General features: G+C 60.1%; 7 protein-coding genes. 4 read left to right on the forward strand and 3 right to left on the reverse strand.

Going from position 1 to position 12,077, the window contains the following annotated elements; all coding sequences use genetic code 11:
- Nucleotides 1–94: 94 nt before the first annotated feature.
- From zipA to ACRER8_RS22920, 3 genes are all read right to left on the reverse strand, one after another.
- Nucleotides 95–952, reverse strand: a complete 858-nt coding sequence (gene zipA, locus ACRER8_RS22910; protein ID WP_431748469.1) for a cell division protein ZipA — start codon at nucleotides 950–952, stop codon at nucleotides 95–97.
- 264 nt (nucleotides 953–1,216) lie between these two features.
- Nucleotides 1,217–4,705, reverse strand: a complete 3,489-nt coding sequence (smc, locus tag ACRER8_RS22915) for a chromosome segregation protein SMC (RefSeq protein WP_431748470.1) — start codon at nucleotides 4,703–4,705, stop codon at nucleotides 1,217–1,219.
- Between the two features lie 3 nt (nucleotides 4,706–4,708).
- Entirely contained in the window at nucleotides 4,709–5,368 is a 660-nt protein-coding gene (locus tag ACRER8_RS22920) for a GntR family transcriptional regulator (RefSeq protein ID WP_431748471.1), read from the reverse strand.
- 283 nt (nucleotides 5,369–5,651) lie between these two features.
- On the opposite strand from ACRER8_RS22920, the gene xdhA reads away from it, so the two are divergent.
- From xdhA to guaD, 4 genes are all read left to right on the forward strand, one after another.
- Nucleotides 5,652–7,124: a xanthine dehydrogenase small subunit gene (gene xdhA, locus ACRER8_RS22925; RefSeq protein WP_431748472.1), complete on the forward strand. Its 1,473-nt coding sequence runs from the start codon at nucleotides 5,652–5,654 to the stop codon at nucleotides 7,122–7,124.
- Nucleotides 7,117–9,525: a xanthine dehydrogenase molybdopterin binding subunit gene (gene xdhB / locus ACRER8_RS22930; protein ID WP_431748473.1), complete on the forward strand. Its 2,409-nt coding sequence runs from the start codon at nucleotides 7,117–7,119 to the stop codon at nucleotides 9,523–9,525. The genes xdhA and xdhB overlap by 8 nt, the downstream gene beginning before the upstream one ends.
- Before the next feature lie 238 nt (nucleotides 9,526–9,763).
- Nucleotides 9,764–10,603, forward strand: a complete 840-nt coding sequence (xdhC, locus tag ACRER8_RS22935) for a xanthine dehydrogenase accessory protein XdhC (protein ID WP_431748474.1) — start codon at nucleotides 9,764–9,766, stop codon at nucleotides 10,601–10,603.
- 24 nt (nucleotides 10,604–10,627) lie between these two features.
- Nucleotides 10,628–11,932, forward strand: coding sequence for a guanine deaminase (gene guaD / locus ACRER8_RS22940; RefSeq protein ID WP_431748475.1), 1,305 nt, complete (start codon nucleotides 10,628–10,630; stop codon nucleotides 11,930–11,932).
- Nucleotides 11,933–12,077: the final 145 nt, after the last annotated feature.

Here is a 12,077-nt window from a genome sequence, read left to right on the forward strand (position 1 = left end):
GAATTCATTCGCGAAATCGGGCCAGGCGACACATGTTCATCGCCGACCCACCGTATCGCGAATGACTTCGCTCCCACAGGGGCCGGGGGTTCAATCAACGACGCTGAGTCAGCGCGCGGCGTTCGAATTCGACGATGCGCTGGCGGTAGTGTTCGATGGTCTGCGCGGTCATGACGCTGCGCTGGTCATCTTTCAGTTCGCCATTCAGCTCATGCGCCAGTTTGCGTGCTGCGGCCACCATCACGTCAAAAGCCTGTTTCGGATGACGCGGACCCGGCAGGCCGAGGAAGAAGCTCACGGCACGGGTGCTGAAGTGGTCGATGTCGTCCAGATCGAACACACCTGGCTTGACCGCGTTCGCCATGGAAAACAGCACTTCGCCATTACCCGCCATGCTTTCATGGCGATGGAAAATATCCATTTCGCCGAAACGCAGCCCGCTTTCCAAAATGTTCTGCAGCAACGCCGGGCCTTTGAAGCCGCTCTCGTCGCGGGAGATCACGCTAATCACCAGCACTTCCTCGACCGGCGCAAGATCCTTGTCTTCGGTAATGCGCTGCGGCGCCTTGTCGTCCGGGAAATCGTCATCACGGGCGCTGAACGCACTCGGGCCATCCATATCCAGATTCAGGTCGCCCTGCTGTGGCTCGTCCTTGCGCTTGTTGCGTTTGCTTTCACGCTCGGGACGCTCAGGCCGATCGCGGGCAGCGCTCATGGTCGGCAGGTCCTGCTCGTCGAGCCGGGGTTCTGTGGGGGTATCGAGGACACGCGCAGGGCCAAGCACCTCGGCGGACGAGGCTTCATCGTCGTCCGGCAGGTTGGAGAAGCTGCGGTCCAGCCTGAATTTCAGCTTGCCTTTGCCGCCGCGCATCCGGCGCCAGCCGTCAAAAAGAATACCGGCAATGACAATAATGCCGATGACGATCAGCCACTCTCGCAGACCGATTTCCATGTAATCCCGTGCCTCTAATGAAAATTCTGAAAATTAAGGGCGTAAACCCCTTTAAAACGTGGAGCCAACTCTATGTTCTGAATGGCCTTTTACCCACGCAAAATGAAAAAGTGGACATTAAGCTAGCACGACCAAAGGTAACTTTACACCGTCTGTTACATCTGCCATGTCGCGAGCATCTGTATGGCTGCGGTCGTTATTCCCGTGCCGCGCTACCCCAGCGTCACTTTTCCTGCTCGATCCGTTCCACCGCATGGCGATCCGCTATGCATCCACCAGCGCCATTGCCTCCTCAACGTCCACTGCCACAAGGCGCGAACACCCTGGCTCATGCATGGTGACGCCCATCAACTGGTCGGCCATTTCCATGGCAATCTTGTTGTGGGTGATGTAGATGAACTGCACGGTTTGCGACATCTCCTTGACCAGTCGGGCATAACGGCCCACGTTGGCATCGTCCAGCGGTGCGTCGACTTCGTCGAGCATGCAGAACGGCGCCGGGTTGAGTTTGAAAATGGCAAAAACCAGAGCCAGTGCGGTCAGGGCTTTTTCGCCGCCGGACAGCAAATGGATCGTGCTGTTTTTCTTTCCGGGAGGACGCGCCATGATCGTCACCCCTGTATCGAGTAAATCTTCGCCCGTCAGTTCCAAGTAAGCGCTGCCACCACCGAAAACTTTTGGAAAAAGTGCCTGAATTCCGCTGTTTATCTGATCAAAGGTCTCTTTGAATCGATTGCGCGTTTCCTTGTCGATCTTGCGGATCACGTTTTCCAGCGTATCCAGCGCCTCCACGAGATCAGCATCCTGGGCATCCAGATAGCGTTTGCGCTCGGACTGCTGCTGGTACTCGTCGATGGCGGCGAGGTTGATCGCGCCCAGACGCTGGATACGAGCATCGATGCGACCCAGCTCTTCTTCGGCGTCTTTCTCGTTGGCCTCAGGTCTCAGTGTCGCGAGCACACCATTAAGATCGTAGCCGTCTTCGTGCAATTGCTCCTGCAAGGTCTTGCGGCGCACGGTCAGCGATTGCATTTCAAGGCGCTGTTGCTCGAGTTGCCCGCGCAGTAACTGCGATTGTTGCTCGGCCTGGGTCCGGCGTTTTTCGGCTTCGCGCAGCTCACGGTCGGCGTCTTCCAGAGCATTTTTCGCGGTGCGCATTTCGTCATCGACGACCATGCGTTTTTCCAACAACTCTTCGAGCTTCAGACGCAGCTCTTCCAGCGGCGCGGCGCCCTCCTCCAGCCCGAGGTTCAATTGCTCGCGTTTCTCGGTGAGGCGTTCGGATTGCATCTCCAGACGCTCCAGTGCCTGACGTGTCGAATCGTGCTGTGCCCGCAACGAACTCAAACGCACCGCCAACTGGTTGCCGTGGTCCTTGTGTTGGCGCGCTTCCTGGCGCACCCGGTCCAGTCGTTCACGCAGGCTGTCACGCTGAGCCAGCAGCAATTCGCGCTGTTCGGTGTCCAGCGCCATGCCGTCCAGAGCGTCCTGCAATTGCAGGCGTGATTCGCCCACGCTTTCCTGCTCCAGGGCACGCTGCTCGGCCAGTTCGGTCAATTCTTCGTCCAGACGCGTGCGACGCAGTGTCAGCTGCTCGACCTTGGCCTTGGCCGCTGACAACTGCGCCTTGAGCTCGCTTTGCTGGCGGGCCTCGTCCTGCAGACGGCGACGCAGTTGCTCGCGACTGTCTTCCTGCAAGCGCTGCTGCTCGCGTTGGCTCAGCAGTTGATCTTCCAGCGCGGCAAGCGTCGCTTCGCGCTCTTCGCGTTCTGCCTCCAGACGCTGCAATTCCTGACCACGGGCCAGCACGCCGCTTTCGGCTTCGCTGGCGCGGCGCACGCGCAGGAAGTCGCGACCGACCCAGTAACCATCGCGGCTGATCAGGCTTTGTCCGGTGCTCAATTGGGCCCTGAGCGACAGTGCATCGTCGAGCGTCTCCACCGGTTTGACCTGCCCCAGCCAACCGCTCAGATCGACATGGGTTTCGACCTTGTCCAGCAGGCTGCCGGCAATGCGCGCCATGTCGGTGGCAGGGCTGACCAGCCGCAGATCGCCCTGGCTGAAACCGATCAGATCAAGACCTGCGAAATCGTCGACCAATACCGCGTTCAGATCAGCGCCCAGCACGGTCTCCACCGCCAGCTCCCAGCCGGCTTCGACGCGCAAGCCTTCGGCCAGACGCGGACGCTCGCTCAACTGCTGATCGCGCAGCCATTGGGCGGTGCCGGTGCCGGGATCGAGCGCAGCCTGCTGCAAGGCTTCCAGCGATGCGATGCGACCGTTCAGGCGCTGCAGATCGCCCTGCGCCTGCTGCTGGGATTGCGTGGCGTGTTGCAGTTCGAGGCGCAACTGTTCAAGGCGCTCGATGAGCTGTTCTTCTTCGGCGGTCAGTTCTTCGAAGGCCATTTCGCGGGCAGCGAGGTCTTCGCTCAGATCCAGAATTGCCGCGTCCTCGGGATCGGCCGCCAACAGCTGACGCTCTTCGCCTAGTCGGCGCTGACGCTCGGCCAGACGCTCCATGCTGGTTTCCAGCTGTTGGATGCGCGATTGCTGAACTTCGGCCTGGCGACGCGGTTCGGCCGAAGCCAGGTTGAAGGCGTCCCACTGCTCCTGCCAGCCGTGCATCGCGGCTTCGGCTTCTTCCAGCGCGGCGGCGGACTCTTCGGCAGCAGCCAGAGTCATTTCCTGCTCGGGCTCGAGTGTTTCGAGCTCTTCGCCGAGTGTGGCGAGCAAGGTGCGGTCGTGGCCCAGATGAGATTCGGTTTCCTGCCGGGCGCGCTCGGCTTCACGCAGATCGTCCTGCAACTGACGCAGACGCTGCTGGCCGTGCTGAATGCTTTGTTCATTGCGCGCAATATCGCCGCCCACCGAATAGAAGCGGCCCTGCACCAGATTGAAGCGCTCGGACAGATCGTGATGCCCGTCGCGCAGGCGTTCGATGGCAGCGTCGGCACTGCGCTGATCGGCGACCAGCGCCTCGAAGCTGACTTCCTGGGTGCCGATGATCGACTCGCGCTGCGCCACCTGATCGTTCAACGCCTGCCAGCGCAGCGCCGACAGTTGCGCCTTGAGCTGGCGTTCTTCGGCCTTGTATTCCTGATACTTCTCGGCAGCCTGGGCCTGACGATGCAGACGCTCCAGCTGCCGCTCCAGTTCTTCGCGCAGGTCGGTGAGGCGCGCGAGGTTTTCGTGGGTACGACGAATGCGGTTTTCGGTTTCGCGCCGGCGCTCCTTGTACTTGGAGATGCCCGCAGCTTCCTCGATGAAGTTGCGCAGATCTTCAGGCTTGGCCTCGATCAGCTTGGAGATCATGCCCTGTTCGATGATCGAGTAGCTGCGCGGGCCAAGACCGGTGCCGAGAAAGATATCGGTGATGTCGCGACGACGGCATTTGGTGCCGTTCAGGTAATAGCTGTTTTGGCTGTCGCGCGTGACTTTGCGGCGTATGGAAATTTCCGCATAGCTGGCGTATTCGCCAACCAGGGTGCTGTCGGAGTTATCGAAGACCAGTTCGATGCTGGCCTGGCTCACCGGTTTGCGGCTGGTGGAGCCGTTGAAGATGACGTCGGTCATCGACTCGCCGCGCAGGTTCTTGGCCGAGCTTTCGCCCATGACCCAGCGCACCGCATCGATGATGTTGGATTTGCCGCATCCATTGGGGCCAACCACGGCCGCCATGTTGCTGGGGAAGTTCACCGTCGTCGGATCGACGAACGACTTGAACCCGGCCAGCCTGATGCATTTGAGGCGCATGGATCAGTTGGCCGCCAGTGCAGACAGGATCGACTGGCAGCTGCGCTCGGCGTAGCGGGTCAGGACCGCGCGAATGCGCGTCAGATCACGGGCGACCACTGCTTCGAGCAGTTGCCCGAACAGGGTCAGGTACTCGCTCATCTCGGCCTGACGCTGCTCCAGCGCCAGGTAGTAGAAGCGGCTCATGGATGGCTGCAGGTTCTCGACGGTCTCTTCCAGGTAAGGGTTGTTGGCGAATGGATACGCCGTGCGCATCACGTTGAAGCTGTCTTCGACGAAGCTTTTCACATCACCGCGCTCACAACTGGCAATCAGACGCTGCTGGATCTGCAGGAATGGCGCCAGGTCGAGTTCATCCTGCCAGCTTCTGGCCACCGCAAGGCCCAAGAGGATGTACAACTCGCTCATCAGGGCACACAAGCTCTGAATATTGTGCGCAGTGAGAACACTCACCTGCGCACCACGGCGCGGCAGGATCACGATCAGATGGCGTCGCTCAAGGATCAACAGTGCTTCACGAACCGACCCGCGGCTGACATTGAGCGCCTGGGTGACCTTCTGCTCTTGAATCCGCTCCCCTGGCTTGAGCTCGCCGCGAATGATCCGCTCGGCGAGATGATGAGCGATCTGCTCAGCGAGGCTGTCCGGTGCCTTGAACGTCATTTCTTTCCTTTAAACCGATAGCTGCACACAAGCGGCGAAGTGTATCGCACTGGATACCCGTGGCGCAGGGCCATGTCACGCAAACTGGCACGAAATAAGCAAAACTTTGAGCGACTCCGCAGCGTTTTATTGCAACGTCATGCTGCCGTTAATCGGCAATTTCCGGCAAAACTCAATTTCTTGACTTAAAGGTCAGATTTTCGTTGACCCAATAGTCAGAACTGATAGATTCATCGACAGGTTCGATGACCACTTCTATTAAAAGAAAAACGAGGCGCAACCGGTGATCCAGTTTCTACTGAACCAAGAGCTTAAAACCGAGCATGCTCTGGACCCCAACATGACGGTGCTCAACTATCTGCGTGAGCATTTGCACAAATCCGGCACCAAGGAAGGCTGCGCCAGCGGCGACTGCGGCGCTTGCACGGTGGTGGTCGGCGAGTTGAGTACCGATGCCGATGGCCAGGATAACCTGAGCTATCGCAGCCTGAACTCCTGCCTGACCTTCGTCGCCTCCCTGCACGGCAAGCAGCTGATCAGCGTTGAAGACCTCAAGCACCAGGGCCAGTTGCACAGCGTGCAAAAGGCCATGGTCGAATGCCACGGCTCGCAGTGCGGTTTCTGCACACCGGGCTTTGTGATGTCGCTGTTCGCGCTGCAGAAGAACAGCAACGAAACCGACTCATCTCGCGTCAAGCACGCGCTGGCTCACGAAGCGCTGGCAGGCAACCTGTGCCGCTGCACCGGTTACCGCCCAATCCTCGCCGCCGCTGAACAGGCCTGCGGTCAACAGCGCCAACCCGACCAGTTCGACGCTTGCAAGTCGCAGACCATCGCCCGCCTCAAAGCCATCAAACCCGCGGAAACCGCCGAGCTGAACAGCGGCGACAAACGCTGCCTGGTGCCATTGACCGTGGCGGATCTGGCCGACCTCTACGACTCATACCCGCAAGCTCGCCTGCTGGCGGGCGGCACCGATCTGGCGCTGGAAGTCACTCAGTTCCATCGCACGCTGCCGGTGATGATCTACGTCGGCAACGTCGCCGACATGAAGAAAATCGAGCACTTCGACGACCGCATCGAGATCGGCGCGGCGACTGCGCTGACCGACTGTTATGAAGCACTGAGCAACCAATACCCGGATTTCGGCGAGCTGCTGCACCGTTTTGCGTCATTGCAGATCCGCAATCAGGGCACGCTGGGAGGCAATATCGGCAATGCCTCACCGATTGGCGACTCGCCGCCCCTGTTGATTGCGCTGGGGGCGAAGATTGTCCTGCGCAAAGGCGAGAAAACTCGCACGCTGGCGCTGGAGGATTACTTCATCGACTACCGTGTCACCGCGCGTCAGGAAAGCGAGTTCATCGAGAAGATCATCGTGCCCAAGGCCAACGCCAAACAGGTGTTCCGCGCCTATAAGGTATCCAAGCGCCTGGACGACGACATCTCGGCAGTCTGCGCCGCGTTCCGACTGCAGGTGGAAAACGGCGCCATCGTCGACGCCCGCGCGGCGTTCGGTGGCATGGCCGCGATTCCAAAACGTGCTGCCAACTGCGAGCAGGCCCTGATCGGCCAGCCCTGGACCTCAGCGACGGTCGAGCGCGCCTGCGTAGCCCTTGAACAGGACTTCACCCCGCTGTCGGACTTCCGCGCCAGCAAGGAATATCGCCTGCTCAGCGCGCAGAACCTGTTGCGCAAATACTTCATCGAGCTGCAAACGCCACACATCGAGACACGGGTGACCGCTTATGTCTAATCATGCTCCGCAGAAAACTCAAGAAGAACTGGTCGCCCTGTTCCAGCAAGACCTCACCACTGGCGTCGGCCGCAGCGTCAAGCATGACAGCGCCGACAAACATGTGTCGGGCGAGGCGATCTACATCGATGATCGTCTGGAATTCCCCAATCAGCTGCATGTGTATGCGCGCATGTCAGATCGTGCCCATGCGCGGATCGTCAGTGTCGACGTGTCGCCCTGCTACGACTTTGAAGGCGTGCGGATCGCCATTACCCATGAAGACATTCCGGGCCTCAAGGACATCGGCCCGCTGCTGCCGGGCGATCCGCTGCTGGCCATCGACAAGGTCGAGTTCGTCGGTCAGCCGGTGATTGCCGTGGCCGCCCGCGACCTGGAAACCGCGCGCAAGGCCGCGATGGCTGCGATCATCGAATATGAAGATCTGGAACCGGTGCTGGACGTGGTCGAGGCCTACCGCAACAAGCATTTCGTGCTCGACAGCCATACCCACAAACGCGGCGACTCGGCCACCGCGCTGGATTCGGCGCCCAACCGCATCCAGGGCACGCTGCACATTGGCGGGCAGGAGCACTTTTATCTGGAGACGCAGATCTCTTCAGTCATGCCCACCGAAGACGGCGGCATGATTGTCTATTGCTCGACCCAGAACCCGACCGAAGTGCAGAAGCTGGTCGCCGAAGTGCTGGACGTGTCGATGAACAAGGTGGTGGTCGACATGCGCCGCATGGGCGGTGGTTTTGGCGGCAAGGAAACCCAGGCCGCCAGCCCCGCCTGCTTGTGCGCGGTGGTCGCACGCCTCACCGGTCAGCCGACCAAGATGCGCTTGCCCCGCGTCGAGGACATGCTCATGACCGGCAAGCGCCACCCCTTCTATGTCGAATACGACGTGGGCTTCGACAACGACGGTCGCCTGCACGGGATTCAGCTGGAACTGGCCGGTAACTGCGGCTGTTCGCCGGACCTTTCGGCCTCGATTGTCGACCGCGCAATGTTCCACGCCGATAACTCGTATTACTTGGGCGATGCGACCATCAACGGCCATCGCTGCAAGACCAACACCGCATCGAACACCGCCTATCGTGGTTTCGGCGGCCCGCAAGGCATGGTCGCCATCGAGGAAGTGATGGACGCCATTGCCCGACATCTGGGCAAGGACCCGTTGGCGGTGCGCAAGGCCAACTACTACGGCAAGACCGAGCGCAACGTCACTCACTATTACCAGGAAGTCGAGCACAACATGCTCGAGGAAATGACCGCCGAACTGGAAGAAAGCAGCCAGTATTACGAACGGCGCAAAGCGATCGCGGCCTACAACGCCAACAGCCCGATTCTGAAGAAGGGCCTGGCGTTGACGCCGGTGAAATTCGGTATTTCCTTCACCGCCAGTTTCCTCAATCAGGCCGGTGCGCTAATTCATATCTACACCGACGGCAGCATCCATCTGAACCATGGCGGCACCGAGATGGGCCAGGGTCTGAACATCAAGGTCGCGCAGGTCGTTGCCGAAGTGTTTCAGGTGGGCATCGACCGCGTGCAGATCACCGCGACCAACACCGACAAAGTGCCCAATACCTCGCCGACCGCAGCCTCCAGCGGCGCGGACTTGAACGGCAAGGCGGCGCAGAACGCGGCGGAAACCATCAAGCAGCGGCTGATCGAGTTCGCCGCCCGGCATTACAAGTGCGAAGAGTCGCAGGTCGAATTCCGCAACGGTCACGTGCGCGTCGGCGAGCAGGTCATCAGCTTCGACACCCTGGCGCAACAGGCGTGGATGGGTCAGGTGTCGCTGTCGAGCACCGGCTACTACAAGACGCCGAAGATCTACTACGACCGCAGCCAGGCACGGGGTCGGCCGTTCTACTACTTCGCGTTCGGCGCGGCCTGCACTGAAGTGATCGTCGACACCCTGACCGGCGAATACAAGATGCTGCGCACCGACATCCTGCATGACGTCGGTGCCTCGCTGAACCCGGCTATCGATATCGGCCAGGTCGAGGGCGGCTATATTCAGGGCATGGGCTGGCTGACCACCGAAGAGCTGGTGTGGAACGCAAAAGGCAAGCTGATGACCAACGGCCCGGCCGGCTACAAGATCCCGGCGGTGGCGGACATGCCAGCGGACCTGCGGGTCAAGCTGGTGGAAAACCGCAAGAACCCGGAAGACACGGTGTTCCATTCCAAGGCCGTGGGTGAACCGCCGTTCATGCTGGGGATCGCCGCCTGGTGCGCGATCAAGGATGCAGTGGCGAGCCTGGGCGATTACAAACATCAGCCGAAAATCGACGCGCCCGCGACACCGGAGCGCGTGCTGTGGGGTTGCGAGCAGATGCGCAAGTTGAAGGTCGCCAGTTCAGAGGCCGCTGGCGTTGCCCATGAGCTGACGGTTTCGCCGGTTTAAAAGGGATAGATGGCCGAAAACTGTAGGAGCGAATTCATTCGCGATGCAATCGATCAGACGACGGAAATGCGTCGGATGTACCGGCCTCTCGCGAATGAATTCGCCCCCGCAGGGTGGGAAGGCACCAGGCCCGACCTGCTGCATGGCCATCGATTCTGTGGGAATCGGCTTGCTCATGAATAGGCTGAATGGACGACGAAGATTTTTGATCCGCCATCTAGGTGATCAGGAGAAACACATGAACAACTGGATCAGCGCCCTCGCCGAGTTGCAAACCCAGGGTGAAGCCTGCGTGCTGGTGACCATCATCGAGGAGCGTGGCTCGACGCCGCGCAATGCAGGCTCGAAGATGGTGGTCAGCGCCGAGCGGATCTACGACACCATTGGCGGCGGCCATCTGGAATACAAGGCCATGGAAATCGCCCGCGAGATGCTCGCCAGCGGCAGCCAGCAGACCCGCCTTGAACGCTTCAGCCTCGGCGCCAGCCTGGGTCAGTGCTGCGGTGGCGTCAATGTGCTGCTCTTCGAGCCGATGGGCCAGCCCCAGGCGCAAATCGCGGTGTTCGGCGCCGGCCATGTCGGTCGCGCGCTGGTGCCGCTGCTGGCCAGTTTGCCGTGCCGGGTACGCTGGATAGACTCGCGGGAAGCGGAATTCCCGGCGCACATCCCGGAAGGCGTGACTCAAATCGTCAACGATGAGGTCATCGATGAAGTGGATAACCTGCCCGCAGGCAGTTATTGCATCGTCATGACCCATAATCACCAGCTGGATCTGGAGCTGACCGCAGCGATCCTCAAGCGCGGCGACTTCACCTGGTTCGGTCTGATCGGCTCGAAGACCAAACGCGTGAAGTTCGAACACCGCCTGCGCGACCGTGGTTTTGACCCGGCATTGGTACAGCGGATGCGCTGCCCCATGGGCCTGTCCGAAGTGAAGGGCAAGCTGCCGATTGAAATCGCCGTGTCGGTCGCCGCCGAGGTGATCGCCACCTATAACGCGAACTTTGGTGAACAGAGTTCGACGTCCGAACCCGTGGCCAAGCTGCTGCCGGTTTCGCGCCGCAGCCAGGCTCAATGAACCCTAAAAGAACGAATTGCGAAAATGACCACTGAAAAGAAAGCTTACCGCGCCGCCATCGTCCACAGCATCGCCGACCCTGCCGAAGTGGTGGTCGAAGCGTCGTATGAGTATTTCGAAGACGGCCTGATGGTTGTGGAAAACGGCAAGATCTCCGCTGTCGGCCATGCCAGGGACTTGCTGGGCACGCTGGCCAGCGATGTTGAAGTGGTGACCTACACCGACGCTCTGATCACCGCCGGTTTCATCGATACTCATATCCATTTGCCACAGACCGGTATGGTCGGTTCCTACGGCGAGCAGCTACTCGACTGGCTCAATACCTATGTCTTTCCTGTCGAGCGTCAGTTCGCCGATCCGGCCCATGCCGCAGAAGTGTCCGACATCTTCATCAAGGAACTGCTGCGCAACGGCACCACCACCGCGTTGGTATTCGGCAGTCGCCACAAGGAGTCGGTGGAGGCGTTCTTCAGTGCCGCCGAGAAGCTCAACCTGCGCATGATCGCCGGCAAGGTGATGATGGACCGCAACGCCCCCGATTACCTGGTGGACACCGCCGAGTCGAGCTACATCGACAGCAAGGCGCTTATCGAGCGCTGGCACGGCAGGGGTCGCCTGCATTACGCAGTCACGCCTCGCTTCGCGCCGACCAGCACCCCGCAGCAACTCGCCCTCGCCGGCCAATTGCTGACCGAATACCCGGATCTGTACATGCAGACCCACATCAGCGAAAACCTGAAGGAAGTCGAATGGGTCAAGGCGCTGTTCCCGGAGCGCAAGAACTATCTGGATGTCTACGATCACTTCAAGCTGCTGAGCGAACGCTCGGTATTCGCCCACGGCGTGCATCTATGCGATCAGGAGTGTGAGCGCCTGTCGGAAACCGGTTCAGCCATCGCCTTCTGCCCTACGTCCAACTTCTTCCTCGGCAGCGGTCTGTTCAACCTGCCGATGGCGGAAAAGCACAAGGTCAACGTAGGACTGGGTACTGATGTCGGCGGCGGCACCAGCTTCTCGCTGCTGCAGACGCTGAACGAAGCGTACAAGGTAATGCAGCTGCAAGGCGCCAAGCTCAGCCCGTTCAAGTCGCTGTACCTGGCAACCCTGGGTGGAGCGCGGGCACTGCGTCTGGAGGACAAAGTGGGCAACCTGCATCAAGGTACCGAGGCGGACTTCGTGGTGCTGGATTTCAACGCCACGCCGCTGCTGTCCTATCGCATGAAACAGGCGAGCAGCATTGAAGAACGGTTGTTCGTGTTGATGACGCTGGGGGATGACAGGACGGTCAGCGAGACGTATTCGGCGGGAGTTTTGGTGCATAAGCGCTGAGATCAACGCTCGGATTTGGACATGCCCTCCCGACGGTCGCTGAGGGCTTAATGGACATAGCACCTGTGGGAGCGAATTCATTCGCGATGCGGTCGTTCGGGCGACACATCGGCGTCGGCTGTGCCGCCCTCTCGCGAATGAATTC

It is taken from the genome of Pseudomonas sp. (assembly GCF_050739935.1).
GTDB lineage: Bacteria > Pseudomonadota > Gammaproteobacteria > Pseudomonadales > Pseudomonadaceae > Aquipseudomonas.